General features: G+C 53.4%; 20 protein-coding genes, 3 tRNA genes and 4 rRNA genes. 10 read left to right on the forward strand and 17 right to left on the reverse strand.

Going from position 1 to position 24478, the window contains the following annotated elements; genetic code table 11:
- The first annotated feature begins 2 nt into the window (after positions 1–2).
- Positions 3–821 carry a shikimate dehydrogenase gene (gene aroE, locus ACREYP_RS01360; protein WP_166995990.1) on the forward strand — a complete coding sequence of 273 codons (819 nt, stop codon included), beginning with the start codon at positions 3–5 and terminating at the stop codon, positions 819–821.
- Entirely contained in the window at positions 818–1075 is a 258-nt protein-coding gene (locus ACREYP_RS01365; protein ID WP_336819862.1) for a DUF1488 family protein, read from the forward strand. Before aroE ends, ACREYP_RS01365 begins: the two co-directional genes overlap by 4 nt.
- On the opposite strand, the gene ACREYP_RS01370 is transcribed toward ACREYP_RS01365, so the two are convergent.
- On the reverse strand, positions 1051–1605 hold the full coding sequence (locus ACREYP_RS01370; protein ID WP_008457228.1) for a gamma carbonic anhydrase family protein: 555 nt from the start codon (positions 1603–1605) through the stop codon (positions 1051–1053). The genes ACREYP_RS01365 and ACREYP_RS01370 overlap by 25 nt on opposite strands.
- 474 nt (positions 1606–2079) lie before the next feature.
- Between ACREYP_RS01370 and ACREYP_RS01375 the strand changes: the two genes are divergently transcribed.
- The 7 genes from ACREYP_RS01375 (at position 2080) to rrf (ACREYP_RS01405) (ending at position 7519) form a co-directional block, all read left to right on the forward strand.
- A 16S ribosomal RNA gene (locus ACREYP_RS01375) occupies positions 2080–3619 on the forward strand.
- Positions 3620–3687: 68 nt separating this feature from the next.
- Positions 3688–3764, forward strand: a tRNA-Ile gene (locus tag ACREYP_RS01380).
- 112 nt (positions 3765–3876) lie between these two features.
- Positions 3877–3952 (forward strand) — tRNA-Ala (locus ACREYP_RS01385).
- A gap of 206 nt (positions 3953–4158) precedes the next feature.
- Positions 4159–7065 (forward strand): 23S ribosomal RNA (locus ACREYP_RS01390).
- A 94-nt stretch (positions 7066–7159) separates the two neighbouring features.
- Positions 7160–7275, forward strand: a 5S ribosomal RNA gene (rrf, locus tag ACREYP_RS01395).
- 14 nt (positions 7276–7289) lie between these two features.
- Positions 7290–7365, forward strand: a tRNA-Thr gene (locus ACREYP_RS01400).
- A gap of 38 nt (positions 7366–7403) precedes the next feature.
- Positions 7404–7519: ribosomal RNA gene (gene rrf, locus ACREYP_RS01405) — 5S ribosomal RNA — on the forward strand.
- The 16S, 23S and 5S rRNA genes sit together here with 3 tRNA genes alongside, the layout of an rRNA operon.
- A gap of 99 nt (positions 7520–7618) precedes the next feature.
- On the opposite strand, the gene ACREYP_RS01410 is transcribed toward rrf (ACREYP_RS01405), so the two are convergent.
- The 16 genes from ACREYP_RS01410 to acuI all read right to left on the reverse strand — a co-directional run bounded on the left by ACREYP_RS01410 (position 7619) and on the right by acuI (position 22176).
- Complete coding sequence (locus ACREYP_RS01410; protein ID WP_039298264.1) at positions 7619–8377, reverse strand: amino acid ABC transporter ATP-binding protein; 759 nt, start codon at positions 8375–8377, stop codon at positions 7619–7621.
- An 8-nt stretch (positions 8378–8385) separates the two neighbouring features.
- Positions 8386–9489, reverse strand: coding sequence for an amino acid ABC transporter permease (locus ACREYP_RS01415; RefSeq protein ID WP_336818797.1), 1104 nt, complete (start codon positions 9487–9489; stop codon positions 8386–8388).
- Between the two features lie 9 nt (positions 9490–9498).
- Positions 9499–10680 carry an amino acid ABC transporter permease gene (locus ACREYP_RS01420; RefSeq protein ID WP_336818798.1) on the reverse strand — a complete coding sequence of 394 codons (1182 nt, stop codon included), beginning with the start codon at positions 10678–10680 and terminating at the stop codon, positions 9499–9501.
- Between the two features lie 71 nt (positions 10681–10751).
- Complete coding sequence (locus tag ACREYP_RS01425) at positions 10752–11777, reverse strand: amino acid ABC transporter substrate-binding protein (RefSeq protein ID WP_336818799.1); 1026 nt, start codon at positions 11775–11777, stop codon at positions 10752–10754.
- A 297-nt stretch (positions 11778–12074) separates the two neighbouring features.
- Positions 12075–12296 carry a putative periplasmic lipoprotein gene (locus tag ACREYP_RS01430; RefSeq protein WP_039288243.1) on the reverse strand — a complete coding sequence of 74 codons (222 nt, stop codon included), beginning with the start codon at positions 12294–12296 and terminating at the stop codon, positions 12075–12077.
- Between the two features lie 291 nt (positions 12297–12587).
- Entirely contained in the window at positions 12588–12884 is a 297-nt protein-coding gene (fis, locus tag ACREYP_RS01435; protein WP_000462905.1) for a DNA-binding transcriptional regulator Fis, read from the reverse strand.
- Positions 12885–12907: 23 nt separating this feature from the next.
- Entirely contained in the window at positions 12908–13873 is a 966-nt protein-coding gene (gene dusB, locus ACREYP_RS01440; protein WP_008454922.1) for a tRNA dihydrouridine synthase DusB, read from the reverse strand.
- Between the two features lie 371 nt (positions 13874–14244).
- Complete coding sequence (gene prmA, locus ACREYP_RS01445; protein ID WP_336818800.1) at positions 14245–15129, reverse strand: 50S ribosomal protein L11 methyltransferase; 885 nt, start codon at positions 15127–15129, stop codon at positions 14245–14247.
- An 11-nt stretch (positions 15130–15140) separates the two neighbouring features.
- Positions 15141–16595, reverse strand: coding sequence for a sodium/pantothenate symporter (gene panF / locus ACREYP_RS01450; RefSeq protein WP_008454918.1), 1455 nt, complete (start codon positions 16593–16595; stop codon positions 15141–15143).
- On the reverse strand, positions 16585–16827 hold the full coding sequence (locus tag ACREYP_RS01455; RefSeq protein ID WP_008454917.1) for a YhdT family protein: 243 nt from the start codon (positions 16825–16827) through the stop codon (positions 16585–16587). Before ACREYP_RS01455 ends, panF begins: the two co-directional genes overlap by 11 nt.
- 113 nt (positions 16828–16940) lie before the next feature.
- The gene (accC, locus tag ACREYP_RS01460) at positions 16941–18287 is read right to left on the reverse strand and encodes an acetyl-CoA carboxylase biotin carboxylase subunit (protein ID WP_008454915.1); all 1347 of its coding nucleotides are present in this window, start codon (positions 18285–18287) and stop codon (positions 16941–16943) included.
- 10 nt (positions 18288–18297) lie between these two features.
- On the reverse strand, positions 18298–18777 hold the full coding sequence (gene accB / locus ACREYP_RS01465) for an acetyl-CoA carboxylase biotin carboxyl carrier protein (RefSeq protein WP_008454913.1): 480 nt from the start codon (positions 18775–18777) through the stop codon (positions 18298–18300).
- 22 nt (positions 18778–18799) lie between these two features.
- Entirely contained in the window at positions 18800–19252 is a 453-nt protein-coding gene (gene aroQ / locus ACREYP_RS01470; protein ID WP_008454912.1) for a type II 3-dehydroquinate dehydratase, read from the reverse strand.
- Between the two features lie 231 nt (positions 19253–19483).
- Positions 19484–20083, reverse strand: a complete 600-nt coding sequence (msrQ, locus tag ACREYP_RS01475; RefSeq protein ID WP_336818801.1) for a protein-methionine-sulfoxide reductase heme-binding subunit MsrQ — start codon at positions 20081–20083, stop codon at positions 19484–19486.
- Positions 20084–21088 carry a protein-methionine-sulfoxide reductase catalytic subunit MsrP gene (msrP, locus tag ACREYP_RS01480; protein ID WP_336818802.1) on the reverse strand — a complete coding sequence of 335 codons (1005 nt, stop codon included), beginning with the start codon at positions 21086–21088 and terminating at the stop codon, positions 20084–20086.
- 113 nt (positions 21089–21201) lie between these two features.
- Positions 21202–22176 carry an acrylyl-CoA reductase (NADPH) gene (gene acuI, locus ACREYP_RS01485; protein ID WP_336818803.1) on the reverse strand — a complete coding sequence of 325 codons (975 nt, stop codon included), beginning with the start codon at positions 22174–22176 and terminating at the stop codon, positions 21202–21204.
- A 207-nt stretch (positions 22177–22383) separates the two neighbouring features.
- On the opposite strand from acuI, the gene csrD reads away from it, so the two are divergent.
- Positions 22384–24324: an RNase E specificity factor CsrD gene (gene csrD / locus ACREYP_RS01490; protein ID WP_336818804.1), complete on the forward strand. Its 1941-nt coding sequence runs from the start codon at positions 22384–22386 to the stop codon at positions 24322–24324.
- Positions 24325–24478 lie beyond the last annotated feature (154 nt).

Genomic DNA, 24478 nt, shown 5'->3' on the forward strand with positions numbered 1-24478 from the left:
TTATGGAAACTTTCGCCGTCTTTGGTAACCCTATTCAGCACAGCAAATCTCCTCTTATTCATCGCCTTTTCGCAGAACAATTGGGAATTGAACATCCTTATGGACGCGTGCTTGCTCCGTTAGACACTTTTGCTGAAACACTTGAAGCCTTCTTCAATAAAGGAGGGAGGGGAGCCAACGTCACCGTCCCTTTTAAAGAACAAGCTTTTACTCGTGCAGACGAGCTAACAGAGCGGGCGGCGCTGGCAGGTGCGGTCAATACGCTCAAGCGCCAGGAAGATGGACGTTTGCTTGGAGACAATACGGATGGTATTGGCTTGTTGAGCGATCTTGAACGTTTGAAACTGATCAAACCCGGCGATCGTATTCTGCTGGTGGGGGCCGGCGGCGCAGCGCGTGGTGTACTGTTGCCCTTGTTATCATTAGATTGTGCGGTCACGATAACCAACCGTACGTTTGCCAAAGCGGCAGAACTAGCTGATTTATTCAGCCATACGGGAAGTGTTAACGCCGTGGCAATGGATCAGCTCGAGGGGCATGAATTCGATTTACTGATCAACGCCACGTCCAGCGGGATTGGCGGTGAGATCCCTGCGCTGCCGGTTTCTCTCCTTTCCCACCGTGTAAGTTGCTACGACATGTTTTACCAGAAAGGGCTGACGCCATTCTTGAACTGGGCTACGAGTCACGGTGTAGTGTCTTACGCGGATGGTCTTGGCATGCTGGTGGGGCAGGCTGCACACGCTTTTATGCTTTGGCACGGCGTCATGCCAGATGTCGCGCCAGTTATTGAGGCGTTGAAAAGAGAAATGGCGGCGTGAACCAGGCCATTCAGTTCCCGTCTCGTGAAGTCTGGGATGAAGAGCGGCAGGCTATCCGTTTTCCTGCGCTGGTGCAGGGGTTCCAGGTTGAGTGCGCGATAAGCTCATTGGCCATTGCCAGCCGCTTCGGCGGCAATGGCGCCGAAGAGTGGCTTTCTTTATTTCGGGAATATCGTTGGGATCTTGAAGAAGAAGCCGAAGGCCTGATCGAAAGTGAGCAGGAAGGCGATCAAGGGTGGTACTGGCTATCCTGAGCCAGATACTCATCTTTCCAGCGCACATAATTGTTAGCGGAGTAGGTTAATCCGGCCAGCTCCGCTTCAGTCAGGCGGCGAATCTGTTTCACCGGACTGCCTAAATAGAGAAAGCCGCTTTCCAGGTGCTTGTTCTGGGGGACCAGGCTACCGGCACCAATCATCACATCATCTTCTACTACTACTCCATCCAATAGGATCGACCCCATTCCAACCAAGACGCGATTGCCGATCGTGCAGCCGTGCAGCATTACCTTATGGCCCACCGTCACATCTTCACCAACGATCAGCGGGTTCCCTTCAGGTTTATAAGAGGACTTATGGGTAACATGAAGCACGCTGCCATCCTGGATGTTGGTGCGTGCTCCAATTGTCACGGTGTTTACGTCCCCTCGAATAGCAACTAACGGCCAGATACTGACATCATCCGCCAGTTTTACGTCACCAATGACCACGCTGGTGGGATCAACCATGACTCGTTCATCGAGTTGAGGGAAAGTTTTTTGAAAAGCACGCAGTACCGCAGACATAAACACCTCAGGGAAATTCATTACAGAAATAGACTGTGGCCGCTTTCTTGAGCAATGGCAAGGGAGTAAAGGGCGATAAAGAGGGCAGATCGAACAGGATCTCAGCGAAAAGAGTGAAAACTAAACATTCAGAAAAAAAGATCGAAAAAGTACTTGTGCTAAAAAGTGGGATCCCTATAATGCGCCTCCATCGAGACGGCACAGTGAATCACTTCACAAATTAGCCGGTTCGATAAAGAGAAAAAATCCTGAAAATCGGGGTTGACTCTGAAAGAGGAAAGCGTAATATACGCCACCTCGAGTTAGCAAGCGAAAGCGCCTAACTCACTGCTCTTTAACAATTTATCAGACAATCTGTGTGGGCACTCGCAGGATTGATATCTCAGCATCTTCGGATGCAAACAAATATCAAGTCTTGAAGAGTGACTACTGATTTTATAAACAGTTTTAATTCTTTGAGCATCAAACACTTTTAAATTGAAGAGTTTGATCATGGCTCAGATTGAACGCTGGCGGCAGGCCTAACACATGCAAGTCGAGCGGTAACACGGGGAGCTTGCTCCTGGGTGACGAGCGGCGGACGGGTGAGTAATGTCTGGGGATCTGCCTGATGGAGGGGGATAACTACTGGAAACGGTAGCTAATACCGCATAACGTCGCAAGACCAAAGAGGGGGACCTTCGGGCCTCTTGCCATCAGATGAACCCAGATGGGATTAGCTAGTAGGTGGGGTAATGGCTCACCTAGGCGACGATCCCTAGCTGGTCTGAGAGGATGACCAGCCACACTGGAACTGAGACACGGTCCAGACTCCTACGGGAGGCAGCAGTGGGGAATATTGCACAATGGGCGCAAGCCTGATGCAGCCATGCCGCGTGTATGAAGAAGGCCTTCGGGTTGTAAAGTACTTTCAGCGAGGAGGAAGGCATTAAGGTTAATAACCTTAGTGATTGACGTTACTCGCAGAAGAAGCACCGGCTAACTCCGTGCCAGCAGCCGCGGTAATACGGAGGGTGCAAGCGTTAATCGGAATTACTGGGCGTAAAGCGCACGCAGGCGGTTTGTTAAGTCGGATGTGAAATCCCCGGGCTCAACCTGGGAACTGCATTCGAAACTGGCAAGCTTGAGTCTTGTAGAGGGGGGTAGAATTCCAGGTGTAGCGGTGAAATGCGTAGAGATCTGGAGGAATACCGGTGGCGAAGGCGGCCCCCTGGACAAAGACTGACGCTCAGGTGCGAAAGCGTGGGGAGCAAACAGGATTAGATACCCTGGTAGTCCACGCCGTAAACGATGTCGACTTGGAGGTTGTGCCCTTGAGGCGTGGCTTCCGGAGCTAACGCGTTAAGTCGACCGCCTGGGGAGTACGGCCGCAAGGTTAAAACTCAAATGAATTGACGGGGGCCCGCACAAGCGGTGGAGCATGTGGTTTAATTCGATGCAACGCGAAGAACCTTACCTACTCTTGACATCCAGAGAACTTTCCAGAGATGGATTGGTGCCTTCGGGAACTCTGAGACAGGTGCTGCATGGCTGTCGTCAGCTCGTGTTGTGAAATGTTGGGTTAAGTCCCGCAACGAGCGCAACCCTTATCCTTTGTTGCCAGCGGTTCGGCCGGGAACTCAAAGGAGACTGCCAGTGATAAACTGGAGGAAGGTGGGGATGACGTCAAGTCATCATGGCCCTTACGAGTAGGGCTACACACGTGCTACAATGGCGCATACAAAGAGAAGCGACCTCGCGAGAGCAAGCGGACCTCATAAAGTGCGTCGTAGTCCGGATTGGAGTCTGCAACTCGACTCCATGAAGTCGGAATCGCTAGTAATCGTAGATCAGAATGCTACGGTGAATACGTTCCCGGGCCTTGTACACACCGCCCGTCACACCATGGGAGTGGGTTGCAAAAGAAGTAGGTAGCTTAACCTTCGGGAGGGCGCTTACCACTTTGTGATTCATGACTGGGGTGAAGTCGTAACAAGGTAACCGTAGGGGAACCTGCGGTTGGATCACCTCCTTACCTAATAGATACAACCCGCGTAGTGCTCACACAGATTGTCTGATAGAAAACGAGCAGTAAAACCTTATAGGCTTGTAGCTCAGGTGGTTAGAGCGCACCCCTGATAAGGGTGAGGTCGGTGGTTCAAGTCCACTCAGGCCTACCAAATTCTCCGCTATCCTGCGTTACAGCACCACTCACATACAAAAGTATGCTTCGTGGCGCTGCGCCTTGACCAGCGATGAATTCATGGTAATCGAAGGTTTTACGAAATCGATGGGGCTATAGCTCAGCTGGGAGAGCGCCTGCCTTGCACGCAGGAGGTCAGCGGTTCGATCCCGCTTAGCTCCACCATCATTTCATGCGCCAAAACTTACTTCAGAGTGTACCGGTGACGGTGTACTGCGAAGTATTTGCTCTTTAACAATCCGGAACAAGCTGAAAATTGAAACGACATGTCGTCTCATTCTTCCGTAATAAAGAATGAGGTTAAGACATGTTCGAGTCTCTCAAATTTTCACAACAGCGATTGTGTCTTACGAGACATCTTCGGGTTGTGAGGTTAAGCGACTAAGCGTACACGGTGGATGCCCTGGCAGTCAGAGGCGATGAAGGACGTGCTAATCTGCGATAAGCGTCGGTAAGGTGATATGAACCGTTATAGCCGGCGATTTCCGAATGGGGAAACCCAGTGTGATTCGTCACACTATCATTACGTGAATACATAGCGTAATGAAGCGAACCGGGGGAACTGAAACATCTAAGTACCCCGAGGAAAAGAAATCAACCGAGATTCCCCCAGTAGCGGCGAGCGAACGGGGAGCAGCCCAGAACCTGAATCAGTTTGTGTGTTAGTGGAAGCGTCTGGAAAGTCGCAGGGTACAGGGTGATACTCCCGTACACTAAAATGCACATACTGTGAGTTCGAAGAGTAGGGCGGGACACGTGGTATCCTGTCTGAATATGGGGGGACCATCCTCCAAGGCTAAATACTCCTGACTGACCGATAGTGAACCAGTACCGTGAGGGAAAGGCGAAAAGAACCCCGGCGAGGGGAGTGAAAAAGAACCTGAAACCGTGTACGTACAAGCAGTGGGAGCCTCTTTATGGGGTGACTGCGTACCTTTTGTATAATGGGTCAGCGACTTATATTCTGTAGCAAGGTTAACCGTATAGGGGAGCCGCAGGGAAACCGAGTCTTAACTGGGCGTTAAGTTGCAGGGTATAGACCCGAAACCCGGTGATCTAGCCATGGGCAGGTTGAAGGTTGGGTAACACTAACTGGAGGACCGAACCGACTAATGTTGAAAAATTAGCGGATGACTTGTGGCTGGGGGTGAAAGGCCAATCAAACCGGGAGATAGCTGGTTCTCCCCGAAAGCTATTTAGGTAGCGCCTCGTGAACTCATCTTCGGGGGTAGAGCACTGTTTCGGCTAGGGGGCCATCCCGGCTTACCAACCCGATGCAAACTACGAATACCGAAGAATGTTATCACGGGAGACACACGGCGGGTGCTAACGTCCGTCGTGAAGAGGGAAACAACCCAGACCGCCAGCTAAGGTCCCAAAGTCATGGTTAAGTGGGAAACGATGTGGGAAGGCACAGACAGCCAGGATGTTGGCTTAGAAGCAGCCATCATTTAAAGAAAGCGTAATAGCTCACTGGTCGAGTCGGCCTGCGCGGAAGATGTAACGGGGCTAAACCATGCACCGAAGCTGCGGCAGCGACACTATGTGTTGTTGGGTAGGGGAGCGTTCTGTAAGCCGTCGAAGGTGAACTGTGAGGTTTGCTGGAGGTATCAGAAGTGCGAATGCTGACATAAGTAACGATAAAGCGGGTGAAAAGCCCGCTCGCCGGAAGACCAAGGGTTCCTGTCCAACGTTAATCGGGGCAGGGTGAGTCGACCCCTAAGGCGAGGCCGAAAGGCGTAGTCGATGGGAAACAGGTTAATATTCCTGTACTCGGTGTTACTGCGAAGGGGGGACGGAGAAGGCTATGTTAGCCGGGCGACGGTTGTCCCGGTTTAAGCATGTAGGCGGAGCGTTTAGGTAAATCCGGACGCTTATCAAACGCTGAGGTGTGATGACGAGGCACTACGGTGCTGAAGTAACAAATGCCCTGCTTCCAGGAAAAGCCTCTAAGCATCAGGTAACATTGAATCGTACCCCAAACCGACACAGGTGGTCAGGTAGAGAATACCAAGGCGCTTGAGAGAACTCGGGTGAAGGAACTAGGCAAAATGGTGCCGTAACTTCGGGAGAAGGCACGCTGTCATCAGGTGAAGCCCCTCGCGGGTGGAGCTGAAGGCAGTCGAAGATACCAGCTGGCTGCAACTGTTTATTAAAAACACAGCACTGTGCAAACACGAAAGTGGACGTATACGGTGTGACGCCTGCCCGGTGCCGGAAGGTTAATTGATGGGGTTATCCGCAAGGAGAAGCTCTTGATCGAAGCCCCGGTAAACGGCGGCCGTAACTATAACGGTCCTAAGGTAGCGAAATTCCTTGTCGGGTAAGTTCCGACCTGCACGAATGGCGTAATGATGGCCAGGCTGTCTCCACCCGAGACTCAGTGAAATTGAAATCGCTGTGAAGATGCAGTGTACCCGCGGCAAGACGGAAAGACCCCGTGAACCTTTACTATAGCTTGACACTGAACATTGAGCCTTGATGTGTAGGATAGGTGGGAGGCTTTGAAGCGTGGACGCCAGTCTGCGTGGAGCCAACCTTGAAATACCACCCTTTAATGTTTGATGTTCTAACGTAGACCCGTGATCCGGGTTGCGGACAGTGTCTGGTGGGTAGTTTGACTGGGGCGGTCTCCTCCTAAAGCGTAACGGAGGAGCACGAAGGTTAGCTAATCACGGTCGGACATCGTGAGGTTAGTGCAAAGGCATAAGCTAGCTTGACTGCGAGAGTGACGGCTCGAGCAGGTGCGAAAGCAGGTCTTAGTGATCCGGTGGTTCTGAATGGAAGGGCCATCGCTCAACGGATAAAAGGTACTCCGGGGATAACAGGCTGATACCGCCCAAGAGTTCATATCGACGGCGGTGTTTGGCACCTCGATGTCGGCTCATCACATCCTGGGGCTGAAGTAGGTCCCAAGGGTATGGCTGTTCGCCATTTAAAGTGGTACGCGAGCTGGGTTTAGAACGTCGTGAGACAGTTCGGTCCCTATCTGCCGTGGGCGCTGGAGAATTGAGGGGGGCTGCTCCTAGTACGAGAGGACCGGAGTGGACGCATCACTGGTGTTCGGGTTGTCATGCCAATGGCATTGCCCGGTAGCTAAATGCGGAAAAGATAAGCGCTGAAAGCATCTAAGCGCGAAACTTGCCCCGAGATGAGTTCTCCCTGACCCTTTAAGGGTCCTGAAGGAACGTTGAAGACTACGACGTTGATAGGCTGGGTGTGTAAGCGTAGCGATACGTTGAGCTAACCAGTACTAATGATCCGTGAGGCTTAACCTTACAACACCGAAGGTGTTTTAGAGACGAAAGATTTTCAGCTTAGTTCAGGATTAAAGCTCATGGTCATAAGAATGACGGTGAGTAACAGAATTTGCCTGGCGGCCGTAGCGCGGTGGTCCCACCTGACCCCATGCCGAACTCAGAAGTGAAACGCCGTAGCGCCGATGGTAGTGTGGGGTCTCCCCATGCGAGAGTAGGGAACTGCCAGGCATCAAATTAAGCGTGCTGATATGGCTCAGTTGGTAGAGCGCACCCTTGGTAAGGGTGAGGTCCCCAGTTCGACTCTGGGTATCAGCACCAATTTTTAGATTAAAGTTCGGCACGTAGAAAAGAATTTGCCTGACGGCCGTAGCGCGGTGGTCCCACCTGACCCCATGCCGAACTCAGAAGTGAAACGCCGTAGCGCCGATGGTAGTGTGGGGTCTCCCCATGCGAGAGTAGGGAACTGTCAGGCATCAAATAAAGCAAAAACCCCGACCGAAAGGCCGGGGTTTTTTGCTTTCAGAGATGTGCAAAACAGCATAAAAAAGGCCGCGTCCGCGGCCTTTGTCGTTTAATGGATAACCTGAGACAAGAAAGCTCGCGTTCTTTCCGATTTCGGATGGGCAAAAAACTCTTCAGGCGGTGCCTGCTCTACGATCTCTCCACGGTCCATAAAGATAACCCTGTCGGCAACGGTACGCGCAAACCCCATTTCGTGAGTCACGCACAGCATCGTCATCCCGGATTCGGCCAGGCCAATCATGGTATCCAGCACTTCCTTCACCATTTCCGGGTCAAGCGCAGACGTCGGTTCATCGAAGAGCATGATTTTAGGCTTCATGCATAGCGAGCGAGCAATGGCCACACGCTGCTGCTGGCCACCGGATATTTGCCCCGGGAATTTATGCGCATGTTCAGCGATTCGTACTCGTTCGAGATAATGCATCGCCAGCGCTTCCGCTTCTTTCTTCGGCATCTTACGCACCCAAATCGGAGCCAGGGTGCAGTTCTGCAAGACCGTTAAATGCGGGAACAGGTTAAAGTGCTGAAAGACCATGCCGACTTCGGTACGGACTTTTTCTATATTGCGGAGATCGTCATTCAACTCTGTGCCGTCAACGACAATACGCCCCTGCTGATGCTCTTCAAGATGGTTAATACAGCGAATAGTCGTTGATTTCCCGGAGCCCGATGGCCCACACAGCACGATACGCTCACCCTGCTTCACATTGAGATTTATATCTTTTAAAACATGAAATTGCCCGTACCATTTGTTCACATTTTCCAACGTGATCATCGTGTCGGCAGCCTGCAGTGTCATTTTACTCATCATAATCCTTAGTGCGGCGTGCGGCCGGTGTGGAAGCGCTTCTCCAGATGCTGGCTGTAGCGCGACATACTGAAACAGAAAATCCAATAGACGATAGCGGCAAAGACATAGCCTTCTGTCGACATCCCCAGCCAGGCCGGATCGACAGTGGCTTGCTGTACGCTACTAAACAGATCGAACAGGCCGATGATGATCACCAGACTGGTGTCTTTAAACAGCGCAATAATCGTGTTCACCAGCCCCGGGATCACCAACTTCAGGGCCTGAGGTAAAATCACCAACCCTTGCATTCTCCAGTAACCAAGCGCCAATGACTCTGCTGCCTCATATTGCCCTTTGGGCAGAGCCTGCAGCCCGCCACGAACCACCTCGGCCACATAGGCTGACTGGAATAAAATCACCCCGACCAATGCCCGAATCAGTTTATCGATGGTGGTGCCTTCCGGTAGAAACAGCGGCAGCATCACGGAAGACATGAACAGCACCGTGATCAGCGGTACACCTCGCCAAAATTCGATAAACATTATTGAAAGGATTCTCACAACCGGCATGCGCGATCGTCTGCCCAGTGCCAGCACAATACCCAGCGGCAGGGCGCCTGCGATGCCGACGGAAGCAATGATCAGCGTGAGGGTTAATCCGCCCCAAAGACGAGTCTCCACGCGGTCCAGCCCCAGGAATCCACCGTACATCAAGACCCAAACGAGGAGCGGATAGGCCACGGCCCAGGCGGCGATATAGCGACCACGGTGAGGAAGCGACTTCCAGAACATTGCGGCTACGGAAAGTAACCCAATGATCAGTGCAAGGTTGATGCGCCAGCGCAATTCGTGAGGATAAAGTCCATACATAAACTGCCCGAAGCGGTCGTGGATAAAGACCCAACACGCCCCTTCCTGAGTACAGTCGGCTCTTGTCTCACCGACCCAATTCGCCTGGAAAACCGCCCAGTTCAGAAGCGGAGGGATAAGCGTCCACATCAGCCCGAGACAAAGCAGTGTGAGCAGAGTATTCAGCCAGCTGGAGAAGAGATTTTTACGCATCCAGCGCCAGATTCGTTCCGGGTGGTTAGCTGCCTGGCGGGCGTCGTGCGCCGTTAAAACTTTAGTCATCGACATTCCTTAACGCTCGACGAGGGCGATACGGCGGTTATAGACGTTCATCAGCAGCGAAATAACCAGGCTGATAAGCAAATAAACGGACATCGTGATAGCGATGGTTTCGATAGCCTGGCCCGTTTGGTTAAGCACGCTGCCGGCAAACAAAGACACCATATCCGGATAACCAATGGCTGCTGCCAGGGAAGAGTTTTTGACGATGTTCAAGTACTGGCTGGTCAACGGCGGAATGATGACTCTCAGCGCCTGGGGCACAATCACCTGGCGAAGCGTCACCTGCTTAGGCAGACCCAGGGACAAAGCCGCCTCATGCTGGCCAAAGGGGACGGACTGAATACCTGAGCGAATGATTTCCGCGATAAAGACCGAGGTGTAAACCGACAGCGCCAGCGTTAAAGCCGCCAGTTCAGGGATAAGTACAATCCCACCGCTGAAGTTGAAACCGTGCAGAGCTGGAATATCCCAGTGAAGGGCTGCCCCGAAGATCAAATGCGCCAGCAGCGGAAGCACAACGATCAACGCGATCGTCACGGGCCAGGTGCGACGAATCTGCCCGGTTCTCATTTGGTGCATTTTGTTATAGCGATACAGGCCAGCAGAAACGATCAGTGCGCACAGAATGGCAACCGCAAATGCCAGCAGACCTTCCCCCATAATCGGAGCCGGAAGAGACAGCCCGCGATTGCTCAGGTACATCAGGCCAAAGGCATCCAGAGCCTGGCGTGGGCCCGGCAGATTACGCAGCACGGCAAAGTACCAGAAGAAAATTTGCAGCAGTGGGGGGATGTTGCGAAACGTCTCTATATAAAAGGTAGAGAGTTTACGCACCAGCCAGTTATCAGAGAGGCGTGCCAGGCCCACAAAGAAGCCGATAAATGTCGCGAATACAATACAGAGAACAGACACCAGCAGGGTATTCAGCAGCCCAACAACAAAGACTTTGCCGTAGGTATCTCCCTGATCGTAGTCGATCAGATGCTGGACAATGCCAAACCCGGCGGCGCGATCGAGAAAGGCAAAACCGGAGGTAATACCGCGGCTGTCCAGGTTGGTAATGGTGTTGTGAATCAAATAAACCGCCACGCCAATAACCAAGGCGATGGCGATGATTTGATACAGCCAGGCGCGAACCGAGGGGTTAGAAAAAGATAAGTCGGCCTTCACGGCTGGGCGGTGATGACGCATAAGCAAACCTCAGTAACAGGAACATAAATCTGGGGCACCGCAATGGGCAGTGCCCTGTTCTGGTATGTCGCTTAGCGAACTGGTGGGGCGTACTGAATCCCACCGTTGTTCCACAGGTTGTTCTGGCCGCGTTTGATTTTCAGCGGGCTTTGGGCACCGACGTTAGTCTCGAAAATCTCAGCGTAGTTACCGACCTGTTTCACGATGTTGTAGGCCCACTTGTTGTCCAGCTTCAGGTCTTTGCCGAAATCACCTTCTTTCCCTAACAGGTGCGCCATATCCGGCGTGGTCGGGTTGGCGGCCATCTGGTCGACGTTTTTAGAATTAATGCCCATCTCTTCGGCATTCAGCATGGCGAACAGCGTCCAGCGCACGATGGAGAACCAGTCATCGTCCCCGCGGCGTACAACGGGTCCCAGAGGTTCTTTAGAGATGACTTCTGGCAGCACAAGCCACTCTGCCGGATTGCTGAGCTTGATGCGCAGGGCGTACAGCTGAGACTGATCTGAGGCCAGAGTATCGCAGCGCCCGGACTCCAGCGCTTTGGCCGACTCGTCTGAACGGTCAAAGGTGACCGGCGTGTACTTCATCTTATTGGCTTTGAAGTAGTCGGCGACGTTCAGCTCGGTGTCGGTCCCGGCCTGAATACAAACCGTGGCGCCGTCGAGCTCTTTCGCGCTTTTGAGGCCGGCTTTATTGTGGGTCAGGAAGCCGATACCGTCGTAGTAAGTGACGCCGGTGAACACCATCCCCATGCCCGCGTCGCGGGAAGAAGTCCAGGTGGTGTTACGGGAAAGAATATCTACCTCACCAGACTGCAGCGCCGTAAAGCGCTCTTTTGCTGTCAGAGGCGTGTATTTGACTTTAGAAGCATCGCCGAAGACTGCCGCCGCCACGCCACGGCAAACATCCACATCGATTCCGGTAAACTTGCCGCTGCCGTCAGCGTAAGAAAAGCCCGGCAGACCATCGCTGATTCCACATTGCACGAAGCCTTTCTTTTTGACGGCATCCAGCGTGGTGCCTGCATGAGCCTGATTAGCCATCGCAAACAGCGTGCCGGTAGCGACCAGAGTGGCGATCATCATCTTCTTCATAAATGCATCCTGAGTGGCAAAATTATCGTTATTGGCGAAATGGCATCCGGGAGGTGCCAGATCCGTATTCGTGGCAAATGCCCGAGTCATAGTCTTTAAAGCAAAGGGGATGCCAGGTTTTTGCGGGGGCGTCTTATGAAGAAGAAGGCAGGTAGCCATGAAGGTATGGGCAAGAAAATGCGCCGAAATAGTGCAGGCCTGCAACTAACGGCGCATTTCAGAGCAAAATGATTCAGGTGTTGCAGGAAGAAGAAACAAAAAAGCGCGAGAGCCTCGCGCTTTGGTCGAGGGGAGAACTTATTTGGTGAGTGCCACGATACCCAGGGCTACGCCTGCCACTGCAGCGGTACCGGCGGCAATCGCGCCAGCGGTTTCCCAGTTATCCTGAGTGGTGCCTTTCATACAGGTATTGGTGTGCACCAGGCGCCCCTGGTCATCATAGACCGGTACGCAAGGGGAATCGGTCGCACAGCCAGCCAGAAAAGTAGTGAGCAACGCGACAGCGATGAATTTAGTCATTTTGAACCTCGGTTTTACCAAACGCCGGAACAGGGATTGCTCTCGTAGGTGCCCATAACGGTACGAAGCTTTCACGGATGCTGCACCGGTGTGAATGTGGCTATTTTACCACTGCGACTCAGACCACAGGATCGGGGAATAATTGCAAAGCGTGTGAAGTGTAAACAAAGTGAAGGAAAGGGCGATGCAGCGATGAATGATGAGGAAAAACGTCAGATTCGGGGTGTAGAAAAGAGAAAAGGCGCTTTCCCATGCCGAGTCGCGCCTTTTCACAACACTAACTGATTAGTATCAGTTCATGCCGTATTTTTTCAGTTTCTTACGCAGCGTACCGCGGTTGATACCCATCATCAGGGCAGCGCGGGTCTGGTTGCCGCGGGTGTATTGCATCACCATGTCCAACAGTGGCTGTTCAACTTCAGCCAGTACCAGCTCATACAGGTCATTCACATCCTGACCATTCAGTTGAGCAAAATAGTTCTTCAGTGCCTGTTTAACCGAGTCACGCAGGGGCTTTTGAGTTACCTGATCCTGAGAGTTAACGGTGGAAACGGTCAGTACGTCAGAATTTACGCGTTGTTCGAACATAGTTCTGTCAGCTCTTTATTTCATTACGCAAGATTTTCGAAGTATGCCTCCAACGCCTCCAGCTGTTCGCTGGTATCCTCAATGGCGTTGAATGTGCGCCGAAACTGGTCATCTGGAGCGTGCTCCTGGAGATACCAGGAGACGTGTTTACGAGCAATTCGGTAACCTTTTACATCGCCATAAAAGCTATGCAGTTCCCGAACGTGCGAGCAAAGTAAGCGCTTCACCTCTGCCAGAGGCAAGGGGGGCAGCAGCTCTCCAGTGTCCAGATAATGCTGGATTTCCCGAAAGATCCAGGGTCTTCCCTGAGCCGCACGGCCTATCATCAGGGCATCAGCCCCCGTATAGTCAAGTACAGCTCTGGCTTTAAGCGGGTCAGTAATGTCACCATTCGCGATAATCGGAATGGAAACTTTCTGCTTAACTGCCCGAATGCTGTCGTATTCAGCATCGCCCTGGAATAAACAGGCGCGTGTGCGTCCATGAATTGTCAGAGCCTGAATCCCACAGTCTTCAGCCAGTTGGGCAATCTCTACACAGTTACGGTGCGCGGGCTCCCAGCCGGTACGAATTTTCAACGTCACAGGAACATCCACTGCCTTCACTACCGTCGTCACGATGTCCTTTACCAGACTCGGGTACTGTAGAAGCGCTGAACCTGCCAGCTTACGATTCACCTTTTTTGCCGGACAACCCATATTGATATCAATAATCTGGGCGCCATTAGCCACGTTAATTCGCGCGGCTTCTGCCATCTCTTCCGGTACGCTGCCGGCAATCTGCACGGTGCGAATACCCGGTTCATCCACATGAACCATGCGTAAACGGGATTTATCGCTCGCCCAAACTTCTGGGTTAGAGGACATCATCTCGGAAACGGTTAACCCGGCTCCCATCTCGTAGCACAGCGTCCTGAATGGTCTGTCAGTGATGCCAGCCATAGGTGCTGCGATCAGGCGATTTCTGAGCTGGTGGTGTCCGATGCGCATGAGTTAAGAAATGACCATACTGTGCCTGCAAGGCGGCGTATATTACGCATTTTTCACACGAGATGAAAGGCCAAACTTTGAACAATCCTCTGTCACAGATCAATGAAGCGGCAACAAATGCGGCCAGAATACGTAATTCATTCAATTAATCAGATGGTTAGGATTTTTCGTTTATTTCATGCTGTTTTAAATTTTCCTGAAAGTTAGCAGAAATATGCTGTCCAACAGGCTATTTTTACCAGATAAACCGCTGTTTTTGTGGTCAGTTTTGGGGTTTTTATGCGAACAATCTCTCATTTTTACATGTGGCTTGATCACTAAAACTGGCTGAAAACGGCACACGGCCCGATGTCCGTATGCCGTTATTTTGATCAGCCGTGCTTGCGGCCGGTGATACGGCACCACTCTTCTTTTTCCGCAACCGGGTCAAGCGTGAACTTATCGGCATAAGCTTCACATACCCCTTCGGCTTGGCTTGCCAGAACGCCGGAAAGGCCAAGTAAACCGCCCTCAACCGGCAGCACGCTGATTAACGGCGATAACTCACGCAAAGGGCCTGCCAGGATGTTAGCGACCACCACGTCGGCGCTCATGACTTCTGGCTGGTCTTTCGGCAGGTAAAGCTCAAGCCGGTCAGAAACACCGTTACGCTCAGCGTTATCGCGGCTCGCCTGAATTGCCTGCGGATCGATATCGATGCCGATAGCTTTTGCGGCCCCCAGTTTAAGGGCGGCAATCGCCAGGATCCCGGAGCCGCAACCGAAGTCGATCACAGTTTTGCCCGCCAGGTCCAGGCCGTCGAGCCATTCGAGGCACAGCGAGGTGGTTGGATGGGTTCCGGTGCCAAACGCCAGACCCGGGTCGAGCATCACGTTCACGGCAGTTTCATCCGGCACATCGCGCCAGCTTGGGCAGATCCACAGGCGGTTGCCGAAGCGCATTGGGTGGAAGTTGTCCATCCATTCGCGCTCCCAGTCTTTATCTTCCAGCTGTTCCACTTTGTGGTGGAAACCCTGGCCTAACAAAGGGCAGTGCTCGAGGATAGCGGCAACTTCTTCCATGTCGGTTTCCGCGTCATACAGGCCGATAACGTCGGTATCGCCCCAAAGGCGAGTTTCACCCGGCAGCGGTTCAAAGACCGGCGTGTCGTGGGTGTCCTGGAAGGTGACGGAAACCGCCCCGCTTTCAATCAGCGCATCGCCTAAGCTTTCAGCGTTGCCGCCGGTGGTGTTAATTTTAAGTTGGATCCATGGCATGGCGAAACTCTTTATTTATCAGTAGTGGAAACAAGAAGGGGTTCCGGAACGTGGCGACCAAAACGGTTACCTATCAGGAACGCCAGCAAGCTGAACAGGAGCGAAGGCACAATCGGGTGGAAGCCCAGGAGCTGCAGGCCAAAACTGGCGAGCACCGCGTACAGTCCGCCGCCGACAATCATGCCGCTCAGCGCGCCTGCTGCGTTCGCTTTCTCCCAATAGAGGCCCAGCACCAGCGGCCACAGGAAAACGGCCTCAAGGCCCCCGAAGGCCAGCAGATTAAGCCAGATAATCATCTCAGGTGGTCGCCAGGCTGCCAGCATCATCAGAATGCCCAGCACCAGCGTAGTGGTGGTGGAAATGCGCTTCAGGCGGCGCTCCTGATGAATTTTAGTCGGACTTGCGCTAAGCCACAGGTCTTTCACGATCGTCGCGGAGGCCTGCAGCAAGTGGGCGTTCACGTTGGACATAATGGCGGCCATTGGCGCGGCCAGGAACAACCCAGCGGCCCAGGGCGGCAGAACCTGCATCATCAGCGTAGGGATAACCAGATCCGGCACCGTCAGGCCCGGGAGTACCGCTCTGCCCAGCGCGCCAGCAAGGTGCATACCCAGCATCAGGATTGCGACCACAATGGTGCCTATGATGATGCCGCGGTGCACGGCTTTGCTGTCTTTATAAGAGATGCAGCGTACCGCCGTGTGGGGCAGGCCGATCACGCCAAAACAGACCAGTACCCAGAAGGAAGCCATAAACGTTGGCGTCAGAATATCACCCGCGCCCTGAGGGCTGACGAGTTTCGGATCGATGTGTTCTAACGTTTGTACCGCGTTGCCCAGCCCGCCAGCGGCATGAACCACGCCGACCAGCAGCACGATGGTGCCTATCAGCATCACCATGCCCTGCATGGTGTCATTGAGCACGCTGGCGCGGAAGCCGCCGAAGGACGTATAGAGCGCGATGGTGATCCCGAAAATCAGCAGGCCAGTTTCATACTTTATCCCTGCGGCGGTTTCCAGCAGCCGCGCGCCACCGATGAACTGGACGGCAATCGCGCCAACAAATGCGACCAACAGGCTAATGCTGGCAATCCAGACGACGGCCCGATTCTGGTAGCGAGCCTGGAGCATGTCATTCAGCGTGATGGCGTTATAGCGGCGTGCCAGGATAGCGAATTTCTTCCCGAGGATCCCCAGAGAAAGCCAGATCGTCGGGATCTGAATCATGGCCAGCAGCACCCAACCCAAACCGAACTTATAGGCTGCACCCGGGCCGCCGATAAACGAACTGGCGCTGATGTAGGTGGTGGTGAGCGTCATGGCCAGGACGAAGCCGCCCATCGAACGGCTGCCGAGGAAATATTCACTCAGAAAGGTGCCGGATGTGCGCTGGCGCATGGCATATACGGAAAGACCAAAGACCGCGATCAGGTAGATAACCAGCACGGCAATCACTTCATTTTGCATGGTCATCCCCCAGAGGAATGTCGCGGAATAAGTATTTCACCATCAGCCAGCAAAGCAGGATAAACAGTAGCGGCACCAGCAGGCAGGCCATCTCGAACCAGTGCGGCAAGCCGGTGATCCCCTGTGTATTGTCAGGTAAGTAAGCAGCCACTAACCATGCGGCAAGATAGAGCAAGGTCAGCCAGAGCGCCCAGCGCGCTTCTTTATGGGCCTGAACAAAACGGTTGTCCATTTTTGTCCCTTGAGTTCGCAGAAAGCGGGGATTGTAACGCATCCATCCTGTTGGAGGATAAAAAAAGAAAAAGGCCGGAAATCCGGCCTTTTGTCGACATGTTCAACGGAAACTTAGTGCTGAAGACCGAGTTTCTTCTCCAGATAGTGGATGTTGGTTCCACCGTGCTGGAAGTTTTCGTCGTTCATGATTTTGGTCTGCAGATCGATATTGGTTTTGATGCCATCGATAATCAGTTCTGCCAGGGCGTTTTTCATGCGGGCAATAGCCACTTCACGCGTTTCGCCGTAGCAGATGAGCTTCCCAATCATTGAATCGTAGTACGGCGGTACTGTGTAACCGGCGTAGATATGCGATTCCCAACGCACGCCAAAACCACCAGGCGCGTGGAAGCGCGTGATTTTGCCCGGGCTTGGCAGGAAGGTGTTCGGGTCTTCGGCGTTGATACGGCATTCCACCGCGTGGCCGGTAACGTGAACGTCTTCCTGTTTGATGGACAGCGGCTGACCGGCTGCGATACGCAGCTGCTCTTTGATCAGGTCAACGCCGGTGATCATTTCGGTAACCGGGTGTTCTACCTGAATACGGGTGTTCATTTCGATGAAATAGAACTCGCCGTTTTCGAACAGGAACTCAAAGGTACCTGCGCCGCGATAGTTAATGTCGATACAGGCTTTGGCGCAGCGGTCGCCGATGAATTTACGCAGCTCAGGCGTGATGCCCGGGGCTGGTGCTTCTTCAACGACTTTCTGGTGGCGGCGCTGCATGGAGCAGTCACGTTCAGCCAGATAGATAGCGTGCCCCTGGCCGTCGGCCAGAACCTGAATCTCGATATGGCGTGGGTTCTCGAGGTATTTCTCCATGTAAACCATGTCGTTGTTGAAAGCCGCTTTGGCTTCCGCACGGGTCATGTTGATGGATTGCTCGAGCTCCGCGTCGCTGCGCACTACGCGCATACCACGACCGCCGCCGCCGCCGGAGGCTTTGATAATCACCGGGTAGCCGATGCGTTTTGCATGGGCACGGTTTTTATCCATGTCGCCGTCCAGTGGGCCGTCAGAACCTGGTACCGTCGGTACGCCCGCTTTTTTCATCGCGGTGATCGCGGAAACTTTGTCGCCCATCAGGCGGATAGTTTCAGCTTTCGGGCCGATGAAGATAAAGCCGGAACGCTCAACCTGCTCGGCAAAGTTGGCGTTTTCTGACAGGAAGCCGTAACCCGGGTGAATCGCTACCGCGCCGGTGATTTCCGCCGCAGAGATGATTGCCGGGATGTTCAGGTAGCTTTTTACGGACGGAGCCGGGCCGATACAGACCGTCTCATCCGCCAGTAATACGTGTTTCAGATCGCGGTCCGCACTTGAGTGCACAGCGACAGTCTTGATGCCCAGTTCTTTACAGGCACGAAGAATACGCAGTGCAATCTCGCCGCGGTTGGCGATGACAATTTTATCCAGCATGTTCGCCTCGTTACTCGATGACGACCAGCGGCTCGTCAAATTCTACCGGCTGACCATTCTCAATCAGAATTGCTTTCACCACACCGGCTTTATCTGATTCGATCTGGTTCATCATTTTCATTGCTTCAACGATGCACAGGGTGTCGCCCACGTTAACTTTCTGGCCCACTTCCACAAATGCTTTGGCATCCGGGCTAGGGGTACGGTAGAAGGTACCGACCATTGGGGAACGTACGATGTGACCACTGACTTCAGCAGCTGCAGGGGCTTCCATTGCTGGGGTTGCGGCTGGTGCAACGGCCTGAGCCAGACCCGGCTGTGGCTGCGGCTGGTACATTGGCGCAGCGTAAGCCTGTTGCATCATTGGGAAACCAGCGTTTGCCGGGGAGCGGCTGATGCGTACAGACTCTTCGCCTTCAGAAATTTCCAGTTCAGCGATGCCTGATTCTTCAACCAGCTCGATCAGTTTTTTAATCTTACGAATATCCATGAGTGGGTTCCGTACTCTTTGTTTAGATGGATTTTGACAGGCGTTTTACCGCCGTCTGTAAAGCATATGAATAGCCGTCAGCGCCTAATCCGCAGATCACGCCGATGGCCTTATCTGATAGATAGGAATGATGGCGGAACGGTTCACGCGCGTGCACATTGCTGAGGTGAATCTCGATAAACGGGATATCCACCGCCAGTAACGCATCGCGCAGCGCGACGCTGGTATGCGTGAACGCGGCCGGATTAATCAGGATAAAGTCGACAGTGTCTTTGGCCTGATGAATTCGGTCAATCAACGCATATTCGGCGTTAGATTGCAGGTGACTGAGCGTCACGCCAAGGCTGGTTGCCTCCGCCTCAAGCGTGTTAACAATTTCTGCTAACGTCTGGTGGCCGTACTTCTCCGGCTCCCGCGTGCCCAGCATGTTTAGATTAGGGCCATTCAAAAGCAAAATGTGAAATTCACCCGACATCGTGCTGCCATCTCCTGCGATTAGTAGGCAATTTACAAAATATACCTAAGTTTTCCGGTTGTCACCTTTTCGAACCGAAAATGGTCGTCAGAAAAAACCGAAGTCGCACATTATAACGATTTCGTAGCATTTGGCAGCTAAATACTGGTCTTATCAGGGAAGATGATCAACCGATATCCAGTTAAGGATACCGATCGATGTTTATTCTGCGGAGAAGCACACGCTTTTTGGCTAGCGCCACCACTGGCGAAACTTCTTGTAGCGAAGTGCAAGAAGAATGATCGCGCCCAGCGCATAAAGCAAGGGTTGAGGGGACAAAATCTTAACCGACCAGAGGAAATGAATCGGTGCGAGGATCGCGACCAGATAGACGAAGTTATGCAATTTCTGCCAGCGGGCACCCAAAAAACGCTGCGCTCGCTGGGTCGACGTCACGGCCAGGGCCAGCAGGATAATCCAGCAAATGATACCCAGCGTAAGATAAGGGCGGGAAACCAGTTCCTGGCCAAGCAGGCCAAGATTGCTGATCCCTAGCTCAAGCAGGGAATAGCTGGTGAGGTGCAGCGTCGCCCAGACAAAGCACCACACGCCCAACAGGCGGCGGGTACGAATCAATAGCGGCTGTTTAGCGTAACGCGCGAGTGGCGTGACAAGTAACGTCGCCAGCAGCAGTTTGAGCGCCATTCTGCCGGTAAAATGCTGAATGTCTTTTGCCGGGTCGGCGCTAAAAAATCCCTGGCTTGCCGCGTAAAACAGCCAGACGAAGGGCAGGAAAGCGGCCAGATGAAGCCCCACTTTCAGCCAGGTAATCTGTTTTACCGTCAGGCGCACTCAGAAGTTCTCCTTCAGGTTCAGGCCGCGATACAGCGAGGCGACCTGGTCTGCGTAGCCGTTGAACAGCAGGGTGGGCTGGCGCTTAACGTCCAGCACGCCGCCCGAGCCAATAAAGCGTTCTGAAGCCTGTGACCAGCGAGGGTGATCAACGTGCGGGTTTACGTTGGCGTAGAAACCATATTCATTCGGTGCGGCAAGGTTCCATGTCGTAGGCGGCAGCTCGCGCACCAGTTTTATGCTGACAATCGATTTAATGCCTTTAAAACCATATTTCCACGGCACCGTAAGGCGAATCGGTGCGCCGTTTTGCGGCGGCAAAGCTTTACCATAAACGCCCACGGTTAACAGCGTGAGCGGATGCATTGCTTCATCCAGCCGCAATCCTTCTACATAAGGGTATTGCAGCCCACCCCCGATAAACCGGTCCTTTTGGCCCGGCATCTGCTCCGGGTCATAAAGCGTTTCAAAGGCAACGTATTTTGCGTTGCTGGTGGGCTCAACCATAGCGAGCAGCTTGTGAAGCGGGAAGCCAATCCAGGGGACGGCCATCGACCATGCCTCAACGCAGCGCATGCGGTAAATGCGCTCTTCCAGCGGGAAGCGCTTATAAAGGTCATCGTGATCGAGCGTCATGGGTTTAGCCACTTCGCCGCTGACTTTAATCTGCCAGGGATCGGTTTTTAGCCCGCCGGCGTTAGCGGCAGGGTCGGCCTTATCCAGGCCAAATTCATAGAAGTTGTTGTAGCCCGTGACTTTGTCTTCCGGGGTCAGGGCCAGTTTGGCCTGGTACTCTTCTGGCTTAGTGAACGTCAGCGGTTTGCCGGCAGGTGCCGGGGGGCGATCGTGACCTTTGAACCAGGACAGAATATCGGCGTTGGCTGTCTGAGGGAGTGACAGGGCGGCCGCGCTGATGCCCAGCGCTTTCAGTACCTGGCGGCGCTTCATCATAAACACGGATTCTGGCGTAACGTCGGCTTCGGTGAGCCGGGTGACCTTTTTCATGACGTTCTCCTCGTAGCGATAGCCTAAGCATGACCGAGAGAAAGCGTTCCGGCGAATATGTCACGAAAAATTGAAATTTGAGGAGCGACAGGGCGTCGCTCCTCGGGCAAGGTTTAACGCACTTTTACCAGGGTTCTGCCCTGAGCGGCGTTGTTAATGATATCGCTGGCGTACTTTGGCGCTTCTGCCAGGCCGATTTCGGTCGTTGCTTGCTGGTAGAAGGCATCCGGCAAGTCTTTCACGAGGCGTGCCCAGGCGGCCGCGCGGCGATCCGGCGGCGTCATGACGGAATCCACACCCTGCAGGCGAACATTACGCAGAATAAACGGCATGACGGTGGTTGGTAGCGCGAAGCCACCGGCTAAGCCACAGGCCGCCACGCAGCCGCCGTAGTTCATTTGCGCCAGAACTTTCGCCAGCACTTTATCGCCGACGGTATCAATGGCGCCGGCCCAGAGCTGTTTTTCCAGCGGACGGGTTTCGGCGAACTCATCGCGGCCAAGAATACGGTCGGCACCGAGGCTGCGAAGGTAATCATGCGTACTTTCGCGGCCGGATACGGCGGCCACCTTATAGCCCAATTTGTGCAGCAGCGCGATGGCAGCGCTGCCTACGCCGCCGCTTGCGCCAGTGACGACGATTTCGCCGCTTTCTGGCGTCACACCTGCGTCTTCAAGTGCCATCACGCAGAGCATCGCGGTAAAACCGGCCGTGCCGATAATCATCGCCTTGCGCGCATCTAAACCTTCGGGCATTGCAACCAGCCAGTCACCTTTTACCCGCGCGGCTTCCGCCAGGCCGCCCCAATGGTTTTCTCCAACGCCCCAGCCGGTGAGCAGCACCGCCTGGCCTGGCTGAAAACGAGCGTCCTCACTGGTGAGCACTTTGCCAGCAAAGTCGATGCCCGGCACCATCGGGAAATTACGAATGATTTTGCCTTTGCCGGTGATGGCCAGCGCGTCTTTGTAATTCAGGCTGGAGTAATCAATCTCCACGGTGACGTTGCCTTCTGGCAACGCGTCGTGGTCGATCGTTTTTACCGCGGCCAGGGTTTGGCCTTCGGACTGTTCCAGGATTAATGCCTGCATGGGCGTTCCTCGGTCGGTAGCAATGGGAAAAAAATCTTAGCAGACTATACTCCGATACTGATGTGAAGAGCCGACCTGACGCAATAAATGCTCAGAAATTCCCGAGGGGTTTCGTTTGCCTGAGGTCGGCCTTTGCTATTTAATGCTTCCTCGTTTGGGGCCCATGATGAGTGTGGTTAATTTTCACTAACCGGAGTTAACACAGGGATGCGATTAACGACGAAACTTTCAGCCTTTATTACCCTTTTAACCGGGCTTGCGATTTTCGTTACGCTCTTTGGGTGCCTGCTAAGTTTCTATAACTCTGTTCACGACAAAACTCAGCAGCGCATTATGGCGGTTGCCACGATCGTTGATAACCAACTGGTCTCACGCTCACCCCAGGATCTGGTGGATCACTTTAGCGAGCTGATGATACCGGTGGATATCACCGAAATTCGCCTGATGGCGGATAAAACTTACCTCTTCCAGCACGTTTTACCCGAAGGCTATCGCCCGGCAGGGACGCAATATACCTACCGCACTATTAACGTCGCGTTGATGAAGCACCCAGGTATGACGCTGCAGCTGACTTATCTCGACCCGATTGCTGTCTACTATCACGCCATGTTTACCACGACGCCATTAACTGCGGCGGTCGCTTTTATGCTGGTGGTGCTCTTCCTGGCCGGGCGCTGGCTGAGACGACAGCTTTCCGGGCAAGAGCTGCTGGAAATCAGAGCCGGAAAAATCATTAGCGGGGAGCGAGGGGCAGAAGTGCGTGGTTCCGTGCATGAATGGCCGCCGCTGGTGAGCAGCGCAATGGATACTCTACTTTCGGACCTGCAAAGCGCCAGCGAGCAGCGAAGCCGCGTGGATACCCTCATCAGGGCATTTGCCGCCCAGGACATTAAAACCGGCCTCAATAATCGTTTGTTCTTTGATAACCAACTGGCCACGCTGCTGGAAGGCCAGGAGCAAGTCGGTGCTCACGGCGTGGTGATGATGATTCGCCTGCCTGATTTCGAGCTATTAAAAGAGACCTGGGGCAACGGCCCGGTTGAAGAATACTTATTCACTTTGGTTAACCTGCTCTCGACCTTTGTGATGCGCTACCCTGGCGCTTTATTAGCCCGCTATTTCCGCAGTGATTTTGCGGTATTGCTGCCGCACCGAACGCTGAAAGAAGCGGATGGTATCGCCAGCCAACTCCTCAATTCCGTGGATGCACTCCCGTCAACCCGTATGGTTGATCGCAGCGATATGCTGCACATTGGCATTTGCGCATGGCGCAGCGGGCAAACAAAAGAGCAGGTTATGGAGCATGCGGAAATCGCGACCCGCAACGCCGCTTTCCAGGGGGCCAACAGCTGGTCCGTCTACGACGATAAGCTCCCTGAACAGGGCCGGGGCAACGTGAAATGGCGCACTTTGCTTGAGCAGGTCCTCAAGCAGGGCGGCCCGCGCTTTTACCAGAAACCCGCGGTTGATAAGCATGGGGTGGTTCACCACCGTGAAATCATGTGCCGTATCTTCGACGGTGAGCAGGAAGTTTTGTCGGCTGAATACATGCCGATGGTCAGGCAATTTGGTTTATCCGAACAATATGATCGGCAGATCGTGTCCAGGCTGTTGCCGCTGCTAAACTTCTGGCCGGAAGAAACCCTTGCCATTCAAATTACCGTTGACTCGCTGATTCGCGCCCCATTCCAGCGCTGGCTGCGTGATTCGCTGATGCAGTGCGAAAAATCGAAGCGCGCACGGATTATTTTTGAACTTGCTGAGGCAGATGTCTGTCAACACATCAGCCGATTGCAACATGTTGTAAGGTTAATCACTGCATTAGGGGCAAGGGTTGTGATTATCCAGGCGGGATTAACGGTCGTCAGCACAACTTATATAAAAGAGCTGGATGTGGAGTTAATTAAGCTGCATCCGGGTCTGGTCAGAAACATCGGCAAGCGTACCGAAAACCAGCTTTTTGTGAAGAGCCTGGTTGAAGCCTGTAATGGGACGCGAATCCATGTTTTTGCCACAGGAGTGAGGACCCGCGGCGAGTGGCAGACGCTGATTGATAACGGGGTTGCGGGGGCGCAGGGCGATTTTATCGCCGCATCTCAGCCGCTTGACAGTAATGTGAAAAAATATTCACAAAGATACTCGGTTTAACCTGCCGTTTGCCATTATTTCACGTAGAATAACGCGCGCTGCATCTCAAGGGGGCTAGTCAGCCTGCCAGCCAGATTGTCGCAGCCGTTATGAACCGGTTTGCTGCTGTTAGCTGTTCGTTTATTCTACCGCGTTTGCCGCATTTCTGAACGCC

The organism is Enterobacter sp. TMH.L2 (genome assembly GCF_050847315.1).
Taxonomy (GTDB): domain Bacteria; phylum Pseudomonadota; class Gammaproteobacteria; order Enterobacterales; family Enterobacteriaceae; genus Cedecea.